At 50.6% G+C, this 24,405-nt stretch carries 19 protein-coding genes and 5 pseudogenes; 7 read left to right on the top strand and 17 right to left on the bottom strand.

The window, feature by feature from the left end:
* Positions 1-2: 2 nt before the first annotated feature.
* From WM46_RS15225 to WM46_RS15235, 3 genes are read right to left on the bottom strand one after another with little or no spacing between them, the layout of a single operon-like run.
* On the bottom strand, positions 3-1,145 hold the full coding sequence (locus WM46_RS15225; protein WP_102602702.1) for an HlyD family secretion protein: 1,143 nt from the start codon (positions 1,143-1,145) through the stop codon (positions 3-5).
* A gap of 2 nt (positions 1,146-1,147) precedes the next feature.
* Entirely contained in the window at positions 1,148-2,167 is a 1,020-nt protein-coding gene (locus WM46_RS15230) for an efflux transporter outer membrane subunit (protein ID WP_102602703.1), read from the bottom strand.
* Positions 2,086-2,592, bottom strand: coding sequence for a hypothetical protein (locus WM46_RS15235; RefSeq protein WP_187394381.1), 507 nt, complete (start codon positions 2,590-2,592; stop codon positions 2,086-2,088). The genes WM46_RS15230 and WM46_RS15235 overlap by 82 nt, the downstream gene beginning before the upstream one ends.
* A gap of 79 nt (positions 2,593-2,671) precedes the next feature.
* On the opposite strand from WM46_RS15235, the gene WM46_RS15240 reads away from it, so the two are divergent.
* Together WM46_RS15240 and WM46_RS15245 are read left to right on the top strand one after the other, a co-directional pair.
* Positions 2,672-3,325, top strand: a complete 654-nt coding sequence (locus tag WM46_RS15240; RefSeq protein ID WP_102602705.1) for a TetR/AcrR family transcriptional regulator C-terminal domain-containing protein — start codon at positions 2,672-2,674, stop codon at positions 3,323-3,325.
* Between the two features lie 19 nt (positions 3,326-3,344).
* Positions 3,345-3,710, top strand: a complete 366-nt coding sequence (locus WM46_RS15245; RefSeq protein WP_102602706.1) for a hypothetical protein — start codon at positions 3,345-3,347, stop codon at positions 3,708-3,710.
* A gap of 752 nt (positions 3,711-4,462) precedes the next feature.
* Here WM46_RS15245 and WM46_RS15250 read toward each other — a convergent pair.
* Positions 4,463-5,230 (bottom strand): annotated as a pseudogene (locus WM46_RS15250) (AraC family transcriptional regulator).
* 108 nt (positions 5,231-5,338) lie between these two features.
* Here WM46_RS15250 and WM46_RS15255 point away from each other — a divergent pair.
* Both WM46_RS15255 and WM46_RS15260 read left to right on the top strand, forming a co-directional pair.
* Entirely contained in the window at positions 5,339-6,127 is a 789-nt protein-coding gene (locus WM46_RS15255; RefSeq protein WP_102602707.1) for a sulfite exporter TauE/SafE family protein, read from the top strand.
* Between the two features lie 213 nt (positions 6,128-6,340).
* Positions 6,341-6,751, top strand: a complete 411-nt coding sequence (locus tag WM46_RS15260; RefSeq protein WP_187394382.1) for an ASCH domain-containing protein — start codon at positions 6,341-6,343, stop codon at positions 6,749-6,751.
* A gap of 391 nt (positions 6,752-7,142) precedes the next feature.
* Here the strand turns inward: WM46_RS15260 and WM46_RS15265 are convergent, their stop codons facing one another.
* The 6 genes from WM46_RS15265 to WM46_RS26385 all read right to left on the bottom strand — a co-directional run bounded on the left by WM46_RS15265 (position 7,143) and on the right by WM46_RS26385 (position 11,603).
* Positions 7,143-7,817, bottom strand: a complete 675-nt coding sequence (locus WM46_RS15265; protein WP_102602708.1) for an N-6 DNA methylase — start codon at positions 7,815-7,817, stop codon at positions 7,143-7,145.
* A 105-nt stretch (positions 7,818-7,922) separates the two neighbouring features.
* On the bottom strand, positions 7,923-8,855 hold the full coding sequence (locus WM46_RS15270; protein WP_102602709.1) for a DUF1281 domain-containing protein: 933 nt from the start codon (positions 8,853-8,855) through the stop codon (positions 7,923-7,925).
* A 105-nt stretch (positions 8,856-8,960) separates the two neighbouring features.
* Positions 8,961-9,947 (bottom strand): ArdC family protein, encoded by a 987-nt coding sequence (locus WM46_RS15275; protein WP_102602710.1) that lies wholly within the window; start codon positions 9,945-9,947, stop codon positions 8,961-8,963.
* Positions 9,948-10,046: 99 nt separating this feature from the next.
* Positions 10,047-10,694 (bottom strand): hypothetical protein, encoded by a 648-nt coding sequence (locus WM46_RS15280; protein WP_102602711.1) that lies wholly within the window; start codon positions 10,692-10,694, stop codon positions 10,047-10,049.
* Positions 10,695-10,822: 128 nt separating this feature from the next.
* The gene (locus WM46_RS15285; RefSeq protein ID WP_262360395.1) at positions 10,823-11,146 is read right to left on the bottom strand and encodes a hypothetical protein; all 324 of its coding nucleotides are present in this window, start codon (positions 11,144-11,146) and stop codon (positions 10,823-10,825) included.
* Between the two features lie 88 nt (positions 11,147-11,234).
* Positions 11,235-11,603 (bottom strand): hypothetical protein, encoded by a 369-nt coding sequence (locus WM46_RS26385; protein WP_187394383.1) that lies wholly within the window; start codon positions 11,601-11,603, stop codon positions 11,235-11,237.
* Between the two features lie 463 nt (positions 11,604-12,066).
* Between WM46_RS26385 and WM46_RS15300 the strand changes: the two are divergent.
* Positions 12,067-12,643, top strand: a pseudogene (locus tag WM46_RS15300) (recombinase family protein).
* A 65-nt stretch (positions 12,644-12,708) separates the two neighbouring features.
* Here WM46_RS15300 and WM46_RS15305 read toward each other — a convergent pair.
* Entirely contained in the window at positions 12,709-13,608 is a 900-nt protein-coding gene (locus WM46_RS15305) for an integrase domain-containing protein (RefSeq protein WP_102603840.1), read from the bottom strand.
* 1,362 nt (positions 13,609-14,970) lie between these two features.
* Here WM46_RS15305 and WM46_RS15310 point away from each other — a divergent pair.
* Positions 14,971-15,992 (top strand): annotated as a pseudogene (locus WM46_RS15310) (IS630 family transposase).
* Between the two features lie 125 nt (positions 15,993-16,117).
* On the opposite strand, the pseudogene WM46_RS15315 reads toward WM46_RS15310, so the two are convergent.
* From WM46_RS15315 to licT, 4 genes and pseudogenes are all read right to left on the bottom strand, one after another.
* Positions 16,118-16,282 (bottom strand): annotated as a pseudogene (locus WM46_RS15315) (6-phospho-alpha-glucosidase); the annotation flags it as partial.
* A 46-nt stretch (positions 16,283-16,328) separates the two neighbouring features.
* Positions 16,329-17,723: a glycoside hydrolase family 1 protein gene (locus tag WM46_RS15320; protein WP_102602713.1), complete on the bottom strand. Its 1,395-nt coding sequence runs from the start codon at positions 17,721-17,723 to the stop codon at positions 16,329-16,331.
* A gap of 18 nt (positions 17,724-17,741) precedes the next feature.
* Entirely contained in the window at positions 17,742-19,619 is a 1,878-nt protein-coding gene (gene bglF, locus WM46_RS15325) for a PTS beta-glucoside transporter subunit IIABC (protein WP_102602714.1), read from the bottom strand.
* 177 nt (positions 19,620-19,796) lie between these two features.
* Complete coding sequence (gene licT / locus WM46_RS15330; RefSeq protein ID WP_102602715.1) at positions 19,797-20,636, bottom strand: BglG family transcription antiterminator LicT; 840 nt, start codon at positions 20,634-20,636, stop codon at positions 19,797-19,799.
* Positions 20,637-21,009: 373 nt separating this feature from the next.
* On the opposite strand from licT, the gene WM46_RS15335 reads away from it, so the two are divergent.
* Positions 21,010-21,588, top strand: a complete 579-nt coding sequence (locus tag WM46_RS15335) for a transposase (RefSeq protein WP_102602716.1) — start codon at positions 21,010-21,012, stop codon at positions 21,586-21,588.
* Here WM46_RS15335 and WM46_RS15340 read toward each other — a convergent pair.
* A pseudogene (locus tag WM46_RS15340) lies at positions 21,572-22,720 on the bottom strand (IS481 family transposase); the annotation flags it as partial. The gene WM46_RS15335 and the pseudogene WM46_RS15340 sit on opposite strands and share 17 nt — an antisense overlap.
* Positions 22,721-23,164: 444 nt before the next feature.
* Positions 23,165-24,346 carry an MFS transporter gene (locus tag WM46_RS15345; RefSeq protein WP_187394384.1) on the bottom strand — a complete coding sequence of 394 codons (1,182 nt, stop codon included), beginning with the start codon at positions 24,344-24,346 and terminating at the stop codon, positions 23,165-23,167.
* Positions 24,347-24,405 lie beyond the last annotated feature (59 nt).

The raw sequence follows: 24,405 nt of genomic DNA on the forward strand, positions 1-24,405 counted from the left end.
AGTCAGTCTCCTGCACGGCCAGGGCCGGTAGCAAGTTGCACTGTTTTCTGCATGCCCGCCGCATAGGGCGCAATAATCTCCCCTCTGGTGTCGATGCGTGTTTCTACCGACATGCCGGCCCGCAAGCGGCTCAGATCATTCTGGCCCGGCTCCAGCTCGATACGCACTGGGATCCGCTGTACCACCTTGGTGAAATTGCCCGATGCGTTATCCGCGGGCAGCAGAGCGGACTCTGCACCGCTCATGGGCGCTATTTCAGAAACGCGGCCCCGGAACGCTTTGCCTGGCAAGCCATCCACAGTCAGTGTCACAGATTGTCCCGCTTTAACATGGGCAAGCTGGGTTTCCTTATAGTTGGCAACCACGTAGGACTGCGAGTCCGGCACGATCGACACGATCTGCGCTCCATTGCCGATCAGGTTGCCCACTTGCACATGGCGTTTATTCAACATGCCGTCAAAGGGCGCGACAATACGCGTATAGGTCAGATTTCTGAGTGCGGTTTCCAGCTGAGCGCTGGCGGCATCGACATCAGCCTGTCGCACGGCACGCTGACCCTTCAGGACTTTCATAGAACGGTTTGCCAGTTCCAGCTCTGCAGCAGTCGCGTCACGCTGGCTGACGGCTTGATCGAAGTCTGCCTGAGCCGTTTCGAAACGCTGACGTGACAACGCGCCTTGCCTGACGAGTTCCGCCTGCCGTGCCGGATTATTCTTGTACTGGATAATCCTTACCTCTGCCGTTTTGACGTTGGCTTGCGACGCTTTGATACGCGCATGTTGCTGGGCAATTTCACCGTCCAGGTTATCCAGGTTCGCCTGTGCCTTAGCTAGGGCAGCCTGTGCCGCCGCTACCGCAAATCCATATTCGCTGTCATCTATCTGCGCGATCAGGTCACCTGCGTGTACTTTTTCATAGTCACCCACTGGCAGGCTTTTGATATAACCGGATACTTTAGCACTTAATACAGCGTAATCCGATTTCACATACGCATTCTGGGTCGTCTGAATTCTGTGTCTGCTCGTCCATTCAGACCATTGCGTCGTTGCCAGGAATACGAAGGTGATGACGGCAACGCACCCCAGCCAGGGCGCAATACGTAGCGCAAAAGGACGTCGTTTAGTTGCTTTTTCAGGAGTGCTCATGATTATTTCCGCAGGATATTGCTTGTTGCATCGGTTGCACTAAAGCCACCGCCCAAAGCACGATTGAGTTCCGCGTCCAGAACAAGCGCGCGTTTTTTCAGGGTTAACTGCTCACGACGCTCATACAGCAGCGCGTTTTGGGCGTTCAGAACTGTCAGGTAGTCGGTCAGTCCGGATTCGTATTGCCTTCGTGCCAGGCTGAAAGCAATCTGCCTGGCCTCCAGTGCCTGTTTTTCCGTGTTGAGTTGCGGTAGCAGAGCATCCAAAGACACCAGCCGATCAGCCACATCGCGCATGGCGTTTAACAACGCTGAATTGTAAGTCTCAATGGCGGCATCCAGCTCTGCTGCCCGGCTTTTGTATTGCGCCCGCAATCGGCCGGCATCGAAAATAGGCAAGCTGATGGCAGGAGTCACACCATAGGTGCGACTGCCTGCGGTCAGCCAGTCAGACAAACCGACAGTCAACCCTGTGCGAGCCAATCCCGCGAACGCACGCAAGCTGATATTGGGGTAGAAATCCGCCCTGGCGACTTCGGCATGTTGTGTGGCAGCTTCCACTCGCCAACGGGCAGCAACAACATCTGGACGATGCCCAAGCAACTCTGCGGGTATCGAGTCAGGAAGCTCGCCGTCCACCGCCGCCGTCATCAAATCCGGTCGCGCATTCTCCAGCGCATCCAGCGGTAGCCCTGCCAGAGTGGATAAGGCATGCCGTTGCAAGGCGATCTGCTCATTCAGTTGCAGGATGTCGCGCTCGGTCACCGGGAGATCGCCCTGTGCCTGCTGACGCTCCACTTCGGTATCCAGGCCAGCGTGAACTCTTTGTTCGACTAACTGAAAGGTCTGACGCCGCAATTCCAGTGATTGCTGTGCCAAATCCCGCATGGCAAACAAATGGGACAATTCAAACCAGGCGCTGGCGATACGGCTGGTCAACATCAGCCGGGCGGCCTCGACCTCGGCATCACGCGCCGCCGTTTCTCCCAGTGCCGCCCGCAGCGCAGCACGCTGCCCCCCCAGAAGTCAAAGGTGTATTGCACGTCCGCACTCAGCGTAAACGTCGTGCCGAAATTTCCTGCGAGTGGCGGGGCCGCGTCATACGCCTGCGCGTAGCGCTTGCGTACCGCATCAGCATCTGCGCTAATCGTCGGCCATCGCTGCGCACCGACCTGTTCAGCGATGGCGGTGGCCTGTACCAGACGGGCCCGGGCTAAACGCACATCCGGACTCAACGACAGGGCGCGATCCATGAGGCTGTTCAGTTCCGGGTCACGATAACGCTCCCACCAGTGAGGGGATGACCATCGCCAGGGCGCATCGCTGACGGTGCCCACTGCCGTCGTTGTGAGCATCTTTGCCCTGGGTGTATTGCGATCCAGCCCCCCCATACCGGCACACCCTGTCAGGCTTGCCGTCAGTAAACCGATCAAAAGATGGTGTTTCATTTCAAACCTAACGTTGTTAGTCTTTGGGCTGGATGATACACTAACATTGTTAGGTTGCAACCCCATAAGGGATGAGAGAATGAAAGCCCCACGAATACAACGAGAGCAGATTATCCATACCGCTCTTGCACTGCTGAATGAGAATGGCCTCGAAGGGTTGACCCTGCGCAAGCTCGCACAGGCATTGCGCATCCAGGCGCCCTCTCTGTACTGGCATTTCGGAAGTAAGCAGGCGCTGATCGACGGCATGGCCGATGCATTGGTGCAGGACGTCGCCCTTCACTTTGCCGACGCGCAAACATGGGCAGACCGCATCCGACAAGTCGCCGGAGAACTGCGTCAGGCGCTACTGCAACATCGTGACGGCGCGCGTGTATTCGCTGGCACATACGTCGTCACAGACAATGTGCTGAGAACCAGCGAAGCGTTGATTTCCGCTATTGTTCAGGCAGGCGCAGACGTTCAACTTGCAGCGACGTGCAGTTTCAGCGTGACCTATTACGTGCTGGGTTTCGTGATGGAAGAACAGGCCCTGGGACCAGGCAGTTCGCTTGATCTTCCTTCGAGAAAGCAGGCATTCATCGAGCTGGCTCAAAAGAAATACCCCCACAACTGGCGTGCGTGTGAAGCGATATTTTCGGAAGAGTTCGAGGGGAGGTTCTCGGTCGGTCTGGATCTGTTAATCGACGGGATACAACTGCGTATTCATGCAGGCACCTGTCCGCCTGCCTGACGTGACAAGGATTTTTCTCATGCACATTTTGCTCGATCAATTCCCGCAAGTATGGGTATCCGCCGCGCCTTCATCCACCTGGGAGGCCGAGCTGGATGCTTTGCTAAGCCGGGGCGAACGTTTTGTCTTATTGACCCGCAACCTGCCTGATAAAGAGCACTCCAGTAGCACAGAGAAAAAAGCGTTCGCTCTGTGGTTTAAACGCAATCGGAAACGGCTTGCCGAAGTTTGCGCGGGCAGTATTGTGATCGTCCCCAACAAAATGGTTGCGACTGGTTTGGCTCCTCTGGTAGTTCCGTTGTGCAGGGTGTTCGGTTATCCGGTTCGGGTCGTGACAGAAGATCGTCTTGATGGCGAAATAGCCAATCTGATTGGCGAATGTTGATGCACGGTCATAGCGACCGGATATGGCTGTTATTTACATTCCGCGACAGGGAAACCGGATTAATGAGGATGCTTTAATGCAAGTCAATCTCCTGTTTTCGCAGCATTCACACAGTTCAAGCTGGCCGGTCCTGTGAAATTGATTTCGTTTCGATATCAATGGAGCCGCTATGTTCCGATAGGGTGTTAACCATGTTTTCTCCGTCACGCTCGACCTTGCGACCAACCGGTTGTGGCTGGCGGACCAGGAACGGATTATGCCTGGGTGGAATTACCACTCGCCAGGCTAAGCAGACCCTATTCATCCCGGGTATTTGTACCTGTTTCATTTTGCCTGGTGCGGCCGGACTGTTGTGTGGAAAGCGCGTGGCCAGCCACAGACAGGCGCGGGAATTCTTGAGTGCATTTGACGCCATCCTGACGAGTTCTTTATATGTATGGACGGCAATGTTTTGACTTCAGACGGAGTAATTTCTGGCCTCGATATGCTTTTCAACACAGTCGCCCTGATACTCGGCGAGGACACTGCACGCCATACTCAATTGTAAATCGATTACGGCCCCGAACCCGAACTGCTTTCCCCAGCGGTAATCCGTGCTAAAGCTGTAGCGCGGACGATGGAATAACGGCTGCGTGTCCGGTGTTTTACTGGTTTAACCGTGAACTGCAGTTGTTATAGTGCCAGTTTACTGGCTATGTTTGCTTCTGATACAAAGCTGCTGCGATGACCGTTACCCTGTGTGACTTTTGAAATCAAGCAGGATGGTAATATGACGGTGGCTGCCCTGTAACGCGGCGGAACATCGTTGCGAAAGAGGAGGCACTCTCATATCCAAGAGACAAAGCCACTTCATTCACGGGTTTGCCTGTTATCAGCAATGCCAGCGCACTAACCACTCAGGCTTGCTGGCGCCAGGCGGAAAACGACATGCCAGTTTGCTGTCGAAAACAGCGACGAAAGGTGCTGGCGCTCATAAACAGCGCGCTGGCCCAGCGCTCGACCGGATCGTGGATGGCTGGGGCGAGTAAAAAAGCCTGACACAGCGCCAACAACCCTGGCTGCTGCGGCAAAGGAATATCGAACTCGCGCACCGGCATCGCCGTTAGTTCCAGCAGCATTAAATCCGTCAGTGCCCGATCGCGTACGCTGTCATAGCATGGCGGCAGATCCACCGCCTCCAGCAGTAGCTGCCGCAATAGCGGCGATACGCTGATCACTTCGCACCGGCTGCTGTTACGTAATTTGTCCGCGCAGGCGGGTTCGATATACAGGCTGCGCGTCGTGACGCCCACAAACTTTACGGCATGCAGTGTTTTGGCAGGGATCCATACCGCATGCTGGGGCGGTACCACCCATTCTCCGTCACAGGTTGAAACGTGCATCAGTCCTGTTGCGCCATACAGAAGCTGCGCGCGGCGGTGCTGGTGTGGCGGCAGGAAAAAACCCTCCGCATAGTCGTTTCCTAGCGCTACTACCTCCCGATTCAGTTGATCGAAATCGTCAATTTTTTCGTTTCGCACATCCGCCTCCTTCTGGCCGGTTTGAAAGGATAATTGAGCGCTATGCAAATGGGAAGCGTGGCACCGGCGCGATAAGCTGCTGGCTCATTTTCACAACGGGATACTTCTTTGAACGATCTGATTATTATCGCACTGGCCGGTTTTACTACCGGCATGACAACAGTGCTTTTTGGCTTTGGCGGCGGCTTTGTAGTGGTGCCCTTTGTTTACCAGCTGCTGGTGCGGCAGCCACCGCTGGCAGGTGATGCGATGCATATCGCCGTGGCCACTTCAACGGCGGTGATGATTTTTAACGCGGGCTGGGTCAGCTTTCAAAACTGGCGTGCGGGCAGGCTTTCTTTGCCCATCTTATTCCCGCTGTTGTGGTTTATCGCCGTGGGCGCAGTGGCCGGTTCATGGTTGGCGGGAATATTAAGCGAGGTGGTGATTCGCGAGCTGTTTATTTTTTATATGCTGATGACGATTGGGGACTGTCTGTTGCGCAAAGGTTTCTTAAGCGGTAATGCGCCGCGTCGTTTGTCACTTTTGACGGTCACCGGTGGCGGTATGCTAATCGGCACGATTGCCGCATTGCTGGGCGTGGGTGGCAGCGTAATGACGGTGCCGTTGTTGCGGCGACACGGTCATACGATGCGAGAGTGTATTAGCGCGGCCAACCCGCTTTCCCTGCCGGTGGCGTTGTGCGGTGCGGTGACCTATGCGATAAGCAGTTGGCACAAAATTTCGGCAGGCGGTTTTGTGGGTTTTATCAGCCTGAAGATTCTGGGCCTGCTCCTGGTAGCTGGCTGGGTGGGTATAGTATTTAGCCGCCGGGCGATCCCCGCCGTCCCTGATGTCTGGCATGCGCGAATCTACGTGATGCTGTTGTGCATGGTACTGGTGGCTATGTTGCTTTAAGTAAATCCTGCTTTACAAATTTAGTTGCTTTTACAGCGGCAATATCTGCATGAACGTCCTTTTCTGACACAAAGTGGATGGCCGTAGTCAAGGTCCGCTTAGAGCGTAAGCGGACCACATTATCTGAAGAAAGGCATCACTGATAATGTCGGGACAGCTCATACTAAAAAATGTATAACTTTTCTTTTCATCGACGATTCAGAAGGGATTTTAATGGTTTCGGTTGAGGAAATAAAAATGAAGTATCCAGGCGCAGATGCCTTGCAAATGGGTGACAGCCAGGAACTGGCTAGCGAGCTTGCGGACTTGATCAAAAAAGGGATTAAAACGGCCTCTTGCGGATCTTTTGCCTCTTACCAGCAGGAGGAATCTGCCCCGAGGATTGGGAGTTATAACATTATCCTTGATGGCCAGAATGTTCCGGTCTGCGTGATCAGACTGGTTTCAATGCGACTGGTGCGTTTTTGTGATGTGACTGAGGCGTTCGCCCGCAAAGAAGGTGAAGGCGATTTAAGCCTTGAATACTGGCAGAAAGAGCATCAGCGGTTTTTCACCCGTGAAGGTCATTTTTCTGAAGATATGGAGTTGATCGCAGAAGAGTTTGAAGTGGTTGAGATGCTGTAAGACGAGATAAACGGATGACGTTTTATCAATTGCCATTTATAACAATGTCCGCTCCTGGCACAGAGCTGACCTGTGATCCTGCGCGCTGGGCGAGGTTTGCTGTAAGATGATCCGAGACGATGTATTCACCGTTTATAATGAGACAGGGATATGACTTTCGGTTCAATTCTCAAATACATATTGTGTACCGCATTTCTTTAACTGCTCCTCATTGAGTTCACTATCGCTAATGGAGTGGCTCATTCAGCGAGGACTTCGAAACTCTGTGCAGCTTGCTCACAGCGAGATTCAGACAAAATAATAAACTCCTCTCTTACTTCGAAAAGGAAACAGCTTTCATGCTTCACAAAAAAACGCTCCCGTCGGGAGCGTGTGGTATTAATTATGCAGCCTAAGTTTGCCGTGGATCCAGACGAACAGGCAAGCTCCCTAGGTAGTGCCCGGGAGTGTAAAGTACCCGGCGTCGTTCACTCGTCAAAGTGTTACCGATCACCACTTCGCCGGCAATCCCGCACAGGGACAGCTGTATGTAAGCCATTCCGGCCGCAAGCGGATCGATATCTGTCGCGGATACCCACAGATACCGGTGCGGTGGCCACCCTGCCTTTTGCAGAACATCAGCAAATGCCAGCACCATGCAGCCGGCCCCGCACGCAGGTTCACTCAGGGTGATGAAGGGTTTGTCACGGAACAACGCTTCAGTGTCGCCCAGCTGCATGGCCGCCATCATTCTGGCCACGTCCCAGGGCGTGAAAAACTGCCCCCGGTATTTGTCACCCAGCTCCAGTTGCATGAACACACGCCCCAGAAAGTCTCCGGGCGCGTCACCCAGCCCGTTAACAACGTGGGCCAGCAGCTGCGCCATGCGCGTGACGTCTTCCTTTTCGTATCCACCGACGATACGCAGATACTTTTGCTCCCGTACCTCACTGAAGTGAAGCCGGTTTTCAAGCGCGATGACGCTGCAGCTGATGAAGTCTTCAAATACCTTGAACCGGTGATGATACCGGGCCGTCTGACTGAACAATTTAACAAAGGCTTTTTCGTGGTTAATCATGTCAGGCATGCGTCTTCTCCATAAAAAAGGGACACGCACCCTGACCAGGGGACGTGTCCCCTGAGGGTAAAAGCCACGGCAGCGCCGTGGCGGGGTTAACGGAGGAGCAGGCTTTTACCCCCGGACCTCACGATAAGATGCAGATTCCTGGGCCGGTGACGCCGGCTCATCGCTGACCAGATAAAGCACCTGACCGGGCTGAGGCACGCCGGACGCGCCTTTGTGTCCGTCAACATGCTCACCGCCGTCATAGCAGTCGTAACCGCTGAGCCCGCTCACGGGCTCGCTGTAGCTGTGACGCACCTCGCAGTCAAATACCGCTGAGATTTCCCCGACAACCTCACCTGACGGCGGGAGCCAGGGCGTATCCATCTGCAGCGTAAGACTGTTTGGCGAATGCCGCTGCCAGGTGACATTGTGCCCGGCCGGCCACTCCATGCCGTACTGCCGGCAGTAGAGGCTGGTAGTGGTCGACACACCGGACATCAGCCCGCCGACACCGTTCAGCTCTGCAGCCAGCCGCGTGGGTATGATGGCCAGCATATCGCAGGGCTGGGAACGTTCAGGATACTGGCTGAGCCGCTCCCAGGCAGTTGCGGCATCAGACTCATCGCCGGCGCTGACCAGACCAAACCAGTCGGTGTATTGCCGGATAATCAGTTCTGCCATCACGTCACGGGATGAGACGGGGATGTTTTCCCATTTCAGCGCACCCAGACCTGACTGGTGATACAGCCGGTCAATGGCCCGGATGGTTTCCGCATCGAGGACGGCATCCTTCAGCAGTAGCGCCAGCCAGCTTTCAAACGCCTGGTTGGCCGCAGTGGAGAGCCCTGTGCCTGCACGGACGAGCCCCTGAAAGGGCGGATACGACGTGGTGCGCACCGGCTTAAGTATCCCCGCCGCACCGGCCAGAAACAGCTGTATGCTCTGCTGCACGGCGTGGCGGTGACGCGGGACGTCAGTGCCGTTTATCCACTGCAGCATGACATCGATGCAGACGGATTTACCGGTAATTTCCAGGCGGTTATGACACCATTCGGACATAGTGAATACTCCTCTTTCATGAAAAAAAGAGGACACAGCCCCGTGAGGAGCGGTGTCCTCACGGGACGGTGACAGTTACGGAACAACCGCCACCGGATAAGTTAATTACGCCGCCACGGCCTGACGTCCAGGCTGCGCCAGCAGGTATTCCGACGCTTCCCGGGCATGCCGGCAGGCGCGGAACAGGGCCTTTTTGTCAGATTTCAGCACCTTCAGCCAGTGGTCCACATAGCTGTCGTGCTGAACCTCACCGGACACGCCGAGCTGCGCGCACAAAAACGCACTGCCCATTTCAGCGATGATCTCTTCAAAGGCATATACCGGGTCCCCGAACTGCCGGGATGAGGATGTTATCCCCTCCCGGTTAAGTCGTTTCGCATGGCCGGTACTGTGTACCAGCTCATGCAGCAGCGTGGACCACCAGTCCGCTTCCGTAAAAAACTGCCCTGCCATTGGCATCACAATTTCATCCGTCAGCGGGCGGTAATAAGCCCGGTTCTGAGGCAGCGTCCGGTGTTTAACCCCTGAGGCGTTAACCATCCGGAGCACCCTGTCCATCACGTCCGGACTGAGTATGCCGTCCTCATCCACCGCCGGCGGTTGCTCAGGTGAAGCCGCCACCTCTGCCGGCAACCCCTCACACTGCTCAGCGTTGAACAGCTGCAGGGGTTTAAGCATCGGCACGGTTTCCGTCAGCGGTTTGCCGTCGCTGTCATAAAGACGGTTGCCTTCACGGTCTTCCGCCTGTTTCGTCCAGTCCCTGTAAACCACCGCCAGGGTGGCTTTCTCACCCTTACGCACCTGGCCGCCGGCCTGCTGCGCCTGCCGGTAAGTCAGCCAGCGGTCATTGCGAAAACCCTGTTCTTCCGCTGACATCCAGAGAAGCAGGACATTCACACCGCTGTAGTGACGTCCGGTGGTGGCATTCAGGGGCAGACCCGCCAGACCGCTGCCGGCAGCTGCACGCCACGGCTTACGCCAGGGCGCGACACCGTTTTCCAGCGCGACGACGATGCGGTCGGTTATCTGGCGATAGAGATCAGTCTGTTTTGCCGGACGGCGGGCCGCCTTGCGTGAAGTTGTTTTTTTCATGAGATATACCTTTATCAGAGGCATACCCCTGCGCCGGCGGGCGCAGTGATACGCCCGTCGACGGGAACGCTCACACGGGGATGAGCGAAAGAGAAGAGATTACAGCGCGTCAGTTTTTTCAGTGACGCGCTTCAGTTCGTACAGATGGAATTCCGCCAGCACGAAGGCATTCCAGTCCTCACTGCTCAGCACCCGCTCACCACCGGAGAGCAGCTGCAGCAGCAGGGAATCAAACGCCCCCTCACTCACCGGCGTTTGCAGTACCGGCTGAGGCGTTGTCAGTGAAGATTGCTCAGGCAGGCCAATATGACGCTCAATCCAGCGCAACGCTATTGCCCAGCTGCGCCCTTCGTCAGAAGAATGTATCCGGAAGCTGCCCGGACACAGGTTGTGCAGCAGGACCATCACAACACGCGCAAAGAAATCGCAGGGCTGATGCTGAAAATCCAGCTCCTGAATACTCAGCGTATTATTGCTGCGCTCGCGCTCAATGGTCATGCTGACCGGCCAGAAACTGCCGCCTGAATCGCCACAGAATGCCATGACGCCAGCAACCGGAAACAGGTCAGCCGCGCGGTTAAGCGACGGCAGATACATATTTCCCGGACGCAGACGCACCGGCAGTTGCCAGAAGGTTTCTGTTACGGCCAGAACGAAAGCATGCCAGTGACGCAACGGAACCGTGCTGACGTGCTCGATGGTATAGACAACCGACATGGAAGCCGGGGAAGAAGACAGGTCTTTCATTGATAAATCCTCCGCGAAGAAAAAAAAGGGGGATTTATCCCCCGGACGGGAATAAATCCCCGTCAGGGTGTGTTCTGTCTGCTGGTTACATCATTTCGAGGGCGGCAATAGCTTTGTCACCACAGGCCTCATCCTGCCCGCGGGCCACAGCCTGCTCCCAGAAAGGCCTTGTTAATTTCTTTACCGAGACCGTCAAGGGTGCAGAGAAGTTCTCTGGCAGAGGCAGGCAGCGGTGGAATATCACCGTCCCTGAGAAAACAGACAAACCAGCCATAGGCTGTGCCGGCGCTAATGATGGCTTCTTCCGGATACGTCAGTTCATTCGGTTCATCCCGGTCTGTATGTAGATCGAGACGCTGAAATGCCCTGATGCTCAGGAGTTCACTCTCAAGCAGGCAAAGCCAGCTGAGCGTGTCCAGAGGTGTCTTGAGTGTGTAAACGTCTGCGTGCATGGGTATATCCTCAGGTAAGTAACGGGATATCCCCTCCGACGGAGAGATATCCCCGTCAGGGTCCACAACATTTGCTGGCTGAAAGCTATCAGCCGTTCAGTTCAGTGGATATAAGAAAACGATAGCGCAGGTGTGCCAGGTGCTGTGCCTGACGGCAGGCATAATGGTATGCGTTCCGGCGACCTGTCATTCCCTCAGGAAAGGAAACCGGCAGACGGTGAAACACATACTCAGCGCGGTGGCACCCGGTACGGACGGTAAGAAAGACCCTGGAGCCCTGGCCTTTGACGGAGGTGATATGTGCACGAACGGCACAATTGCCCGAGCCGTTGACATACCAGACGCTGTTGCGGCGCAGATAAAAGAGAGATTTTAATCTCCGGACAGCTGCGTCAGCAGACTGCTGAAATTGCGTAAGAAGGTGTTCAGGGAAAACCGCAGAAGAGATGACAGACATGATGTTTCTCCATAAAAAAGGGAAACACCTGCCCGAACGGGAAGTGTTTCCCGTCGGGGAGTCAGAAAAAACGACATTCTGACTGTCTGATTAGTTGAAATGACCTCAATCACTGTTCAGTGATCTCCGTTTCCAGAGGTTAAACGGATTTCCCACCTAAAGGCATCCTCTCTCAGGCAATGAGGATTTTCCGGCCACCCGAAGGTGTTTCTCTCAGACCGGTGAAACGTTGGCTGGCAGTCACCCGAAGGCGCTCCTCTCAGACTACCGGAGCATTAGCTGGTTGCACGAAGCAACAAGTAAGCATGGTCATTTTCAAATCAAATGGAGTTTCTGTCAACTGTGGTATCAAATGGGTATACCTGTAAAATACTGTCCAGTTTATTGACAGAATATAATTAAGTTACCATTCAAATGATACCGACTAAAATGTGACTATCTTGATGTTACTACCGGAGGGACTTTGTTCATATTTGGATATCTTCGTGCTTCAACTCACAAACAGGATGCGTTGCGTGCGAAAACGAGGCTAAAGGACTTTGCTCAATTACACAACCATCGCATAGCTGGCTGGTATGTTGAAAATGCTTCAGGATACAGAGCCAGGGGATGCGATACTTATAGAACAAGTGGATCGACTTTCACGCCTGGATGATAATGGCTGGGCATCTTTGAAAAAGATGATAAATGAAAAATCACTTTCAATAATAAGCCTTGACCTGCCAACAAGTCATCTTGCCCTTTCCAGATCATCAACAGATGACTTTACCAGTAGTATGCTCCGTGCAGTGAATAATATGATGCTTGACATGTTAGCAGCAATAGCCCGTAAGGATTATGAAGATCGACGCAGAAGACAGATGGAGGGAATTACAAGCGCCAGGGAAAAGGGTAAATACAGGGGAAGGTTGCCAGATAAGGAAAAACATGAATTAATAAGAACGCTTCGTAAGAAAAATGGAAAGTCAATAAACGAAACGGCAAGACTTGCTGGCGTATCACGCATGACAGTTATCAGAGCATGTAAGGATTCAGATTAGTTTTTAATAAGCCACAGCCCTGATTGTGCTGTGGCGTTACGTCCTGAAGTAATGTGTAAAAACGTCTATTCTGTTTCCTCACGAAAATAGACCTGTTTGATATATCTCCCCCGGCCATCACCATGCCCTAAATCCATCGACACTAATGCCTCGGCTTCATCACGACTCATTCCATTTTTAATATGATGATTCACAGCATCGCGAGAGTAAGCATAACGTAAACTGTGCGGCGCATTTTTACCATTCATTCCTGCCTCTCTTACAATATTACGGTAGCGATCAATAGCGGTATGCAAAGAGGGTTTATCAATCAGTTTTCCGTTATGTTCACTGACATAATGAATTGCCTTATCAAGAATTGATAAAACTTTTTCGCGATTAAAAACTGTCGTTTCCCTTGGACGTCCGCCTTTAGTCCCGAAAACAACACGGACACGCTCATGATTATTAATCAGTGCCTGCCTCCATGTTTTTAAAGACTTTGCAGACTGAACGGTTTCTTCTGTTCTCAATCCGAGATACCGGGAAAGTTGCACAGCAAGAGCAACACCTTCATCTTTTCTTTGTGCAAAACTGACCACCGCATTAAGTTTCTCGTCTGTAATAGGAAGTTTAGTTCCATCCCGGTTAGCTCCAGAAATTCCGAGCGCCTGATTACTCAGCTTAGTGTGACTGGGATCGGCAAGTTTATTTCTTCCTGCTGACAATAAAACAGAACGGATAGCCGACATCTCATTCTGTAACGTCCTCAGAGACAAATTGTCTGCCTTCCTGCTCTCAATATACTTTTCAATATGGGAAGTTTTAATATGTTTTACGTCCCTGATCTGAATATTCAGTTCAGAAAGTCGTTCAGAAAAACGTTCTGCAATTCTTGAACGGTCAGCCACCGTTTTATAACTTCCCCGCCCCTGACGGGCAAGCGTGACGAGTTGTTTGCACAGCTGTTTACTGAATCTGGACATTTCACTCTCTCCAAAGGCATACACGTCCCTCTGCTTGTAGAGAAGCAGACGGATCTGTAGACCAGCCATTCATTCCCCGACGACACGGTTGCTTTTGCGCTTCCTGCGTCTCGACTGGTATCTGTGCATCGGGGCGGCGAATTGTTGAGTTCTTGCGAGGCACCCCAGATCTCTGATCTGTTTGCTGCTTATGCAGAGCTGACTTACGTCAAGCTGCCTCCAACACTACTGCTCGTAGTGTCGCCATCGATACCGAGTCGATTTCCTCCTTACTGATAGTTGAACGTTCAGACGGCCTCCCGTCGTGCTTACGTTGATGTGAAAGTGATTTTAAAACCGTACTGACACGGGCTACATGTTGGTCAGATGGTAGTAAAACGTTGAAAACCACGTCGTACGTGGGTTGAGACGTTATGCGCTGCGCGCGTCACTTGGTAGTGTCTCCGCCACTTCACAAGTGACGCCGCGCAACTTGGTGCTCCTAATGCAACTCCGTAAGTGGCCAAATGTACCAAATGGCCTTATCCGTCGACGCAAAAGTCGTACGAAACTCAGGGCGTATCCCTGGCAAGAATCATAACCTACTGGAAAATCAGAGCCTGATTCAGCTCATTTAATGACAATTCAACATCATGAAGATGTGAATTATTGAGGCGTTAGCCGGCCAGTTTTTGGTCGGTGACCTTATCCACGTTAGTGGCCCCCCGTTTTCAAAGGTTAAACGGGGTTAACGCCATAAGGCCTCACTCTCAGGTATGTGAGACATTGGCTGGCAGTCACCCGAAGGCGCTTCTCTCAGACCGCTGAAGCATTGGCTGGTAACCGCCCGAAGGCACCCCCTCTCAGGTTACAGGGGTTTTGGATGGTCACCGTAGCGACTTCTAATGCACTGGTGATGTTAGCAACGCCCCTGATGATGGTCAACTTTCTTGTATTATTCATTGTTAGGGTCTGCATATATCACCATTCCAACAGCCATTAGATCCTCAATATCATTAGCAAGAAAAGGTATAAAAGATTTGCTTTGAGTTTTTTCTACTATATTTTTCCCAACGACTATAGGTACTTATTGATGGCTAGGAAAAATATCATTTGGCTTACCTACCAGCAAACCTCCGGTATATTCATGGCAATCAGGAAATACATTTAAATGAGTACTCAGACATGAAATATCAATCAAATGACCAGTATCTGTTGTATACCAGGCATGAAGATTTAGAGCAGGCGTCTCAGAAAAATCTTCGGGCTGAAATCCCTTCCTAAATAGCTGTTCGGAATATTAGATCACTTTGCGGGAACTCAGCCCGGATTGTGCGATCTGATCAATCGCCAAACCAACCCTATCACCAACCGGACTGAGCGATGCCGACCGTAGCACCAATACCCCGCAATGAACGACGACTGATGCAGAAAACTATCCACAAAACCCGGGATAAAAACCATGCCCGCCGACTGATGGCGATGCTTATGCTGCACCGGGGAGACGCCATCAGTGAGGTTGCCGGAACGCTCTGCTGTGCCCGTTCATCCGTTGGCCGCTGGATACCTTTTATTGCACCGATGGACTGAAATCGCTGCCACCTGGACGTGGACGACGCTGGCCATTTGAGCATATCTGTTCGCTCCTGCTCCAACTGATAAAACACGCGCCGGATGAGTTTGGTTATTAGCGCTCACGCTGGAGTACTGAACTTATGGCAATAAAAATCAGAGAGATAACGGTCTGTCATCTGCATGCATCTATTGTCCACCAGTGGCTTCCCCAGGCTGGCCTTGTCTGGCGAAGAGTCACTCCAACACTCAGGATCCGTGATCCGCACAAGGAAGAAAAAATGGCTGCTATCCATGCCGCTCTTTCACAATGCAGCCAAGAAAACCCGGTGTTTTACGAAGATGAAGTGGATATCCATCTCAACCCCAAAATCGGCGCAGACTGGCAACTTCGCGGTCAGCAAAAGCGAGTGGTCACGCCGGGCCAGAATGAAAAGTACTATCTGGCCGGGGCCTTACACAGTGACACGGGGAAGATCAGTTAGGTTGGTGGCAGCAGCAAAAGCTCGGCGCTATGCATCAGCATGCTGAGACACCTGAAAGCCACATATCGACGAGCAAAAAGTATCACGCTGATCGTGGATAACTACATCATCCATAAGAGCCGAGAAACGCTGCGCTGGCTGAAAGAGAAACCAAAGTTAAGAGTGATTTACCAGCCAGTTCACTCACCGTGGGTCAACCATGTTGAGCGTTTATGGCAGGCACTGCACGACACCATCACCCGCAATCATGAGTGCCGTTCAATGTGGCAACTGTTGAAAAAAATTCATCACTTTATGAAAACAGCCAGTCCATTCCCCGGAGGAAAACATAGCTTGGAAAAAGTGTAGCGGTATTAGGATCAGCTATTTAGCTTATATATTAAGCAGTAGGGAGTAATTTAAAGTATATTGCCAAGTAGTGTATTGATAGGTAAGAAAGAGAGGGCTGGCATATTCAATGCCAGCCATAACAATTAATGAAATTCCGGCCAGTACGCCTGATTAGCCTCGATTAAATCATCGAGTAATGCTTTAGTGACCGAAGCGCTGGGCACGGTTTTCGATAGCGTAATTGCCTGCCACAGTTTTTGATAGCTTCCTTCAATCCAGGCATCAACCACCAGTTTTTCAACGGCGACCTACTGTAATTGAATTCTCCGGTTAGAAATTGCAATTGCAAGCTCCCTAGGGTTCCAGTCGTTCACCCTTACTGGCGATGATATCACGGTACCAGTAGAAACTCTTCTTCCTGCTACGTTTCAGTGTACCATTCCCCTGATCATCCCTGTCGACATAGATAAATCCATATCGCTTGGAAAGCTCGGCATTTGAAAAGCTGACCAGATCAATTGGTCCCCAACTGGCATATCCTAGCATCTCAACACCGTCATCAATGGCTTCTCTCACCTGCACGAGATGATCATTAAGATATCGGATACGATAATCGTCATTAATGGTGCCGTCGGATTCCACTTTATCTTTAGCCCCAAGGCCATTTTCAACAATGAATAGTGGTTTCTGATAACGATCCCATAGCGTATTCAGAAGAATGCGAAGACCTTTGGGATCGATTTGCCAGCCCCAATCACTCGCAGGAAGATAGGGATTATGGACCATACTCAGAATATTACTGCGCGCCCTCTTATTTTGTTCCTCATCCGTGGTAACACAACCACTCATGTAATAGCTGAAAGAAATAAAGTCAACGGTCTCTTTCAGTACTTCTTTATCCGCATCTGTAATATCCAGCACAATACCCTGCTCTCTGAAATAGCGCAACATATATCCCGGATAGCTTCCCCTGCTCTGTACATCACCAAAGAACTGCCAGGTATGATTTGCCTGCATTGTTTCCAAAATATCTTCTGGCTTACAAGTAAGAGGGTACATTATCCCACCCAGTAGCATATTCCCGATTCGGGCATCTGGTATTATCTCATGACAGGCTTTTACTGCCAATGCACTGGCCACAAGTTGATGATGGATGGCCTGGTAGATATCGCTTTTGCTGCTGTCGTCCGGGATCCCCACTCCGGTCAGAGGTGCATGCAGGGAAATATTGACTTCATTAAAGGTCAGCCAGAATTTAACTTTTTCCCTATATCGATTAAATACAGTTTTCGCATAACGTTCAAAGAAAGCGATAACTTGTCTACTCCCCCAACCTCCGTAATTTTTCACCAGTGTCCAGGGCATTTCATAGTGAGACAAGGTTACTACTGGTTGGATATTGTGCTTGGCCAATTCATCGAACAACCTATCATAAAAGGCAAGACCCGCATCGTTGGGTTTTTCTTCGTCACCGTTAGGATAAATGCGGGTCCATGCAATTGAAAGGCGCAGACAGGTAAATCCCATTTCGGCGAACAACGCAACATCTTCGGGATAACGATGATAGAAATCGATAGCCACATCTTTAATACTCCAGTCAGCCCCCGTTCTTTCCCTGATAGGTGCCCACATCCCATCAGGCTGTACATCTGAGGTAGATATGCCTTTACCATCTTCCTGGTAGGCACCTTCCACTTGGTTTGCCGCAAGACCGCCTCCCCACAAAAATGTGTCCGGAAATGCTTTCATATTCATTGACTCCTTACTTTATGGTTTATGACTTAATCCCAGTAATGGTTCACCGGCATGTATAGATTTACCTTTAACTATGTTTTCCACAGAAGAATAATCATCACTGTTGCTAATAATAATTGGAGTGATGATATCATATCCAGAATCTATTATTTTTTGTCTATCAAACTCCAGCAACACATCCCCACTGTGAATCCGATCACCTGTCTTTACATGCGTAGTAAAATAATGTCCATCCAGTTTTACAGTATCGATACCAATATGTATCAATAACTCTGTACCGTCATTACTGAGTAGACCTATCGCATGTCGAGACGGGAAGAGAGATGATACTTCGCCATCAAAAGGAGCAATAACGCGTCCATCAAGTGGAATGATTGCAACCCCCTGTCCCAATAAACCGCCAGAAAATGTGTTATCTGGTACATCAGAAAGCGAGACAACAGCACCACTCAGTGGAGATAAAATGGAATACCCATCATATTTAACATCATTATTCATTGATGCTGGTTTACCTTTTTTATCTTCAGCAGGTACACCTGCTATAAATGTCATCACACATGCCAATACTAAAGAGATAGCCAATCCAAGCGCCGCTCCCCATACCGTAGAATCAATACCGCTTGGCGGAATAGTCTGGATCAGAGTAAATAGATTAGCGAGACCGAAAGAATAGACCTGAGTATTAAAGAAACCGACTACAGCTCCCCCGGCTCCGCCAGCAATACAGCCAAACAGGAAAGGACGTCGATAAGGCAGGTTGACACCATAGATTGCAGGTTCTGTAATTCCGAAAAAACCCACCGTAGTAGCGGAACCAGCCAGCATTTTGAGACGAATATCGCGAGTTTTCAGGAAAATCCCCAGACTTGCTCCCACCTGTCCCATAACAGCTGGTAAAATCATAGGGATCATCGAGTCATGACCAAAAACAGTAAAGTTATTAATAATCAGAGGAACAAGGCCCCAATGTAGACCGAAAATTACTGACACCTGCCAGATCGATCCAATGAGTCCACCAGCGAGCCAGGGCGCAACGCTGTATACCGCCTGATATCCATATGCCAGCATTTTACTCAGCCATGTTGCCGCAGGCCCAATCAGCATGAATGCCAGTGGCACCGTAATCGCAAGGCACAACAAAGGCGTGATAAAACTTTTCACGGTTGCAGGTATGATTTTATTACTTTGCCTTTCAATCCAGCTACTGGCCCATGATGCAAGGATAATGGGAATTACAGAAGAACTGTAGTTAATAAGAATGACAGGGATGCCAAGAAAATGCTCTCCCACCAATACCAGGTTTCCCGCAGACTGTAAGGACTGCATGATTACCGGATGTAACAGGCTACCACCGATGGCCATCGTAATGAAAGGATTCCCACCGAATTTTTTCCCAGCTGTATATCCGATAATAAGAGGTAGAAAATAAAAAAGGGAATCGCTTGCAGCAAACCAGATTTTATAAGTCCCATCTTTTTCAGTCAACCAGCCACAAACTAAGCTTAAAGCAAGTAGACCTTTGAGGATACCTGATGCAGCCATTAGTCCAATAAAAGGGGTAAATATTGCTGATACAATATCAATGAGGCGGCTCAGTAAAGTTACTTTCTCGCCAGGTATTTCGGCCAGAGGTTTATCATCATTGATTCCTACAATCTCACATACAGCCTGATAAACATCACTGACATGACTACCAATGACAACTTGAAACTGTCCGCCACTTTCGACGACCATTATTACACCTGGATTTGATTTCAGGACTTCAGCATCAGCCTTACTTTTATCTTTTAACTTAAACCGCAACCTTGTGGAGCAGTGTACAAGGCTAACCACATTACCCCGGCCACCGACATTGTTGACGATCTCCGTCGCTAGTTCATGATATTTCATTTACTTTTCCTTTAAACATGACTTCAATCAGGCAGAATTGACTGAATCGAGTTAAAAAAAAACCTGAACTCTCCACTTTAGAGATATTCAGGTTTTGCCTACTCGAAGTAGTAACAATCCTATTAGAATAATAATCTAAACAATCAGCACAGGCTCTCAATCAAAAAAAATAACCCCTTATAATTTTCGACTTTCTTTTCTGACTCGCTCTATATGAATCGAAAGAAACATCACCTCTTCGGTTGTCAGTTCGCGTTGATAATTTCTCAGCAAATGCTCACTTATTATCTCAGAACAATGCCATGCCAATGCATAATTATCTTTAACAGCTATATGCATACTTGCGTCATCATCCTTAATCACTGTTTTGTTGAGCATTCGGTGAGCAAAAAACTTCAAGTGGGTTACAAAACGCTGATATGTAAGACTGTCTTCATCATATTCAATACATAACTTTATCCTGACAATCTGCAGTATCTCCTGCATTACTGAAATAATATGCTTTACCTCAGTCATTTCACTGTCCAGCTGCGCTGTAACTAGATGCAGAGCTATGAAACCTGCCTCATCCTCAGAAAGCAGGACGCCCAAATTTTTATCAATAATTTGCAGCGCTTCCAGCCCAAGCTGAAACTCTTTTGAATATAGCTTTTTTATTTCCCATAAAAGTACATTACGGATTGCGATTCCTTTTTTCTGTCTCTCAATGGCAAAATAACAGTGATCCGTCAATGCGATATAAAGATTATCCTGCAATGTCCCCAGACGCTGGGTGGAAAGTTCAATAATATACATACAGGTAGTCATAACTTCTGAAGGAACCTGTCGAATCAATTCGCTCAGTTTTCTCATCAGTTCACCATCCTGCAGGGAGAAGATTTTTTCAACCCTGTCGTCTGGCACAAGATCCCCTGGATGTTTACCAAAACCTAGTCCACGGCCCATGACCACCTGTTCGCATTGGTGATCATCGAGAACAAGCACGGCATTATTATTCAGTATATTGGCGATCTTCATTACGACTCCAGAAACAAAAAAACCCAACTTCTGGCCAAAGACCAGAAATCAGGTTTCGCCTGCTGACGCAGTAACAATCCAGATTTATGTATAATCCTATGTATACTATTTATGCAACTTACAAAAGATGCAAATGTGAAGCTCATCGCATTTTCTAGAAAGGTTTATCCAGCAATAGGCTTTGTTGAATAAATCGAACTTTTGCTAAGTTGACGGCTCAGATCACGTATCCCCTGACAACGCAGGCTGTCCCTTGGCAGAGTAAAAGTTCAGAGTTACCAACTGGCGTACTTATAAAAAAGCCCTTATCAAATGCGGCTCCGTCACTTTCTGGCAGGATGACGAGGCAATAAAGGTCTGATATGAGTCAGCGATGGCCACATCACGGGGACGACCTCAAGGCTATTCTGCCCTCGCCCTCGCCATCACCACTGTCCTGGGGGTGAAACGATTATTTCGGCTGAACCTGCGGGCCGTTCAGGGCTTCATTGACTCCATCTTTACCGTGATGGTTTCCCTCTGCGCAGTCCGGATTACGCCAGTGTCAGCAAGCGGGCAAAGAAGTTTTAAAACACACACTCGCGGTGAAATCGCGTCCCTGGTGATTGATTCGACCGTGTTGAAGGTCTTCGGCGAAGGTGAGTGGAAAGTCAAAAAACATGGCAAAGAACGCCGTTGTATCTGGCGGCAACTGATCTGGCTGTTGACACGAAAACGCATGAAGTCATGTGTGCTGACCTATCGCTTTACAACGTTACGGATGCAGAGGTCTTCCCCGGACTCGTCCGGCAGACACATCGAAAAATCAGGCCAGCGAACGGCGCTTATGACACCCGGTTATGTCACGATAATCTGCGCCGTAAGAAAATTAGCGCCCTCCCCCTCCGCGTGTACGATCCGGAGACATGGTAGACAGGTGTTCGGGGACATGGTGAACACTCTTTACCCATGATGATCGACCCGTTTTTCAGGTCGATCATCCCCACTTTTGTACTGTACCACCACACTTCATAACAGCCTTCCTCTGCCGTTTCACCTAGTCCCACTTGCTCTCCCCTGAACGCTTTTCCCGCGCTCAGACTCACCCCTTTTATGCTCAGTTTTCCGCGGGTATCCACCTTGCGCACCTGCACGCCTTCATCATATTCCGGCGGCTGTACGGCCCCGTTGTTCTGCCTTGATGATGGCTGATAGCGCGACGCAGGCACCACCATCACGAGCGCCTCATGTGGACGCTCATAGTTGTAGTCCGTCCGCCAGTGTTCGAACACCTGCAGCAACTGGCTGCTGTCCGTAAACCACTGCCCCTGCGGCACTTTCGCCTTCAGGCTGCGGTGAAAATGCTCCAGCTTGCTCTGCGTCTGAGGATGATAAGGCCGTGAGTGGCCCAGCCGGATACCCTGGCGCATCAGCCAGAGCTCCAGCGGGGTCCAGCTTCCGGTAGTGTCACCCAGGGCGCGCCGTTATCCATGGTCATCCGCTCCGGCAGACCGTAGCGTTCAAACACCTTAATCAGTTACGCCGGCACGGTGGCGCGGCGTTCATCAGAACAGTGAGCCAGGCAGAGCGAAAAGCGGGAATGGTCGTCAAGCAACGTGAGGGGATGACAGCGCCCGCATCAAAAGGGAAATGGCCTTTAAAATCCATCTGCCAGAGCTGATTGGGGGCACTGTGTTCAAAACGTCCGGTGACCGGAATGCCAGGCGGCAGACCGGGACGCAGGCCATGACGGGCCATCAGGTTATGTACGGTGCTGAAGGCCGGGAGGGTATGCCCTTTATTCTCAAGCCAGCGCTTAATCTTGCGGGCCCCTAGCAGTCATGCTCTTACTGCGCCATACGCAGAAGGTCAATGATGCTGTCGTCTGTTCCTGAATGGGAATGATGCGGCGCACGGGAACGGTCAGTGAGGCCAGCGAAGCCTTCTTCTGCAAAGCGTCGGAGCCACTTGTAGGCGGTGGTGGGTGAAATGCCGAACCGGCGACAAAGCGCACGGATGTTCGCTCCGTCCTGTGAGGCGAAAAGGACAAACTCAGAACGTAATGCCATGGTATCTCTCGCATACCACGGCATAAGTGACTCCAGAAATGGGTTCTTATGCCTTAGTTGTAAATGTCGACCATGTCTCCGAACAAGTGTTCACGATGTCTCCGGACTGTACAAGCGAAAGGGTGCGGGTTACTAGCTGGATGAGTATGCAGATCTTAACCACACTGTTGCGAATCAGCGGTTGATTGGGAGCAATGCCAGGCAAGGGGGAGTGGCTGACTGACTGAAGATATTATCCAGTTATTAAGCGTTCTGACAGCGATAAGCAGACAATAAAATTGCTGAAGATGTCAAACTTATGAAAAAATTTGGTTTGCGCAGGCGATAAATGCAGGATTGATTAGAATAGGTAGAATCAACATAATGTGAGTTACCGGCCACAGGTAACTCGCATGCTTAAAGGGATATATTTTTTGAGTTGGAAATCCGTTAAAAATTTATATATCAGTTCTTTTTTAACATTAGAAAAAAATGGGCATTTCAACTATTTTTATTTCCAATCATTATTGCCGGAACTGCCATGGCAGTAGATAAGGTAAACATACTAACAAGAATGAGACAGATTTGTAGTCCAGTAAAGTGCGAAATATAGCCAATTAATGCCGGTCCCATAAGGATCCCGAGATAGCCCATCGTGCTTGTTGCAGCTATTGCTGCAGAAGCTGACATAACATGTTGTCGGCCAGCGGCTGTTAATATTATCGGAACTACATTTCCTGCTGCTAAACCCGCGACACCGATACCCCCCAGGACAATCAAAATTGGAGTGGCTATTACTGCTACAGCAAGTCCGATACCTGTCAGGAAAATACCGGAGAACAGAACTATGCGCGCTCCTGCCCGTGAGACCAGCCAGTCGCCAAAAAAACGGCTAATGGTCAGTGAAAACGCAAAAACAGTATAACCAATACCGGACCGGGATACTTCAATATGTTTAACCTGCGTCAGTAAAATAGCTCCCCAGTCAAGCACTGCGCCTTCAGCCAGGAATATGGTAAACAGCAGTAATCCCATAACAATAACCACTCCTCTGGGGAGCACAAAAGCAGAATGGCCAGACTGTGCACGCACTTTCATGAACCCTGGGGCGGCCATAAGCACAGCCAGAATAATCACCCCAGAAGCCAGCATTGCAGCGCTGGCGACATGAAGTCCCGCAGCAATAGCCAGCGTCATGCCACTGGCACCGGCAAGTCCCCCGATACTGTAAAGCCCATGAAATCCGGACATCAGCGGCGTACTGGCGGCGTTCTGAACTTCAGTTCCGTGGATATTGGCAGCAACATCCACGGCACCGACAGAAGCCCCCAGCAAAAGTAGACTCATTGCAAGTAACCAGGGATTTGTCATGGTTGCCAGCAGTGGCAGAGCGATACATAAACCGGCGGCCCCTGAAATGACAGAAATCCGCGGACCTTTACGCGCAACAACCCCCCCCGCCACTGGCATACCGACCAGAGCCCCAAGACCCAGACACAATAAAATACTGCCCAACTGTGAAGAATCTGCCTGAAGCCGTTCCTGGGCGAAAGGCACCATAGGGGCCCAGCAGGCAATACCAAATCCACCGATAAAAAATGAAAGCCGGGTCGAATGCTTGGCTCGAGGGAGACCGGTTGCTTTCGCCTTATTGACGCCGCCTCCTGACGCATAGCTTGACACATTTCGTGCCCTGTTTCCTGCCGCCATCGTTAATTTTACTCTGTCTGTTGTACATACAA

It is taken from the genome of Citrobacter freundii complex sp. CFNIH2, from assembly GCF_002880615.1.
Taxonomy (GTDB): domain Bacteria; phylum Pseudomonadota; class Gammaproteobacteria; order Enterobacterales; family Enterobacteriaceae; genus Citrobacter_A; species Citrobacter_A amalonaticus_F.

Excerpts from the sequence above, each read along its gene's own strand:
- WM46_RS15225 (WP_102602702.1), bottom strand. The coding sequence starts at position 1,145 with ATGAGCACTCCTGAAAAAGCAACTAAACGACGTCCTTTTGCGCTACGT.
- WM46_RS15235 (WP_187394381.1), bottom strand. The coding sequence starts at position 2,592 with ATGAAACACCATCTTTTGATCGGTTTACTGACGGCAAGCCTGACAGGG.
- WM46_RS15240 (WP_102602705.1), top strand. The coding sequence starts at position 2,672 with ATGAAAGCCCCACGAATACAACGAGAGCAGATTATCCATACCGCTCTT.
- WM46_RS15245 (WP_102602706.1), top strand. The coding sequence starts at position 3,345 with ATGCACATTTTGCTCGATCAATTCCCGCAAGTATGGGTATCCGCCGCG.
- WM46_RS15260 (WP_187394382.1), top strand. The coding sequence starts at position 6,341 with ATGGTTTCGGTTGAGGAAATAAAAATGAAGTATCCAGGCGCAGATGCC.
- WM46_RS15265 (WP_102602708.1), bottom strand. The coding sequence starts at position 7,817 with ATGCCTGACATGATTAACCACGAAAAAGCCTTTGTTAAATTGTTCAGT.
- WM46_RS15270 (WP_102602709.1), bottom strand. The coding sequence starts at position 8,855 with ATGTCCGAATGGTGTCATAACCGCCTGGAAATTACCGGTAAATCCGTC.
- WM46_RS15275 (WP_102602710.1), bottom strand. The coding sequence starts at position 9,947 with ATGAAAAAAACAACTTCACGCAAGGCGGCCCGCCGTCCGGCAAAACAG.
- WM46_RS15280 (WP_102602711.1), bottom strand. The coding sequence starts at position 10,694 with ATGAAAGACCTGTCTTCTTCCCCGGCTTCCATGTCGGTTGTCTATACC.
- WM46_RS15285 (WP_262360395.1), bottom strand. The coding sequence starts at position 11,146 with ATGCACGCAGACGTTTACACACTCAAGACACCTCTGGACACGCTCAGC.
- WM46_RS26385 (WP_187394383.1), bottom strand. The coding sequence starts at position 11,603 with ATGTCTGTCATCTCTTCTGCGGTTTTCCCTGAACACCTTCTTACGCAA.
- WM46_RS15305 (WP_102603840.1), bottom strand. The coding sequence starts at position 13,608 with ATGTCCAGATTCAGTAAACAGCTGTGCAAACAACTCGTCACGCTTGCC.
- WM46_RS15320 (WP_102602713.1), bottom strand. The coding sequence starts at position 17,723 with ATGAAAGCATTTCCGGACACATTTTTGTGGGGAGGCGGTCTTGCGGCA.
- bglF (WP_102602714.1), bottom strand. The coding sequence starts at position 19,619 with ATGAAATATCATGAACTAGCGACGGAGATCGTCAACAATGTCGGTGGC.
- licT (WP_102602715.1), bottom strand. The coding sequence starts at position 20,636 with ATGAAGATCGCCAATATACTGAATAATAATGCCGTGCTTGTTCTCGAT.
- WM46_RS15335 (WP_102602716.1), top strand. The coding sequence starts at position 21,010 with ATGGCCACATCACGGGGACGACCTCAAGGCTATTCTGCCCTCGCCCTC.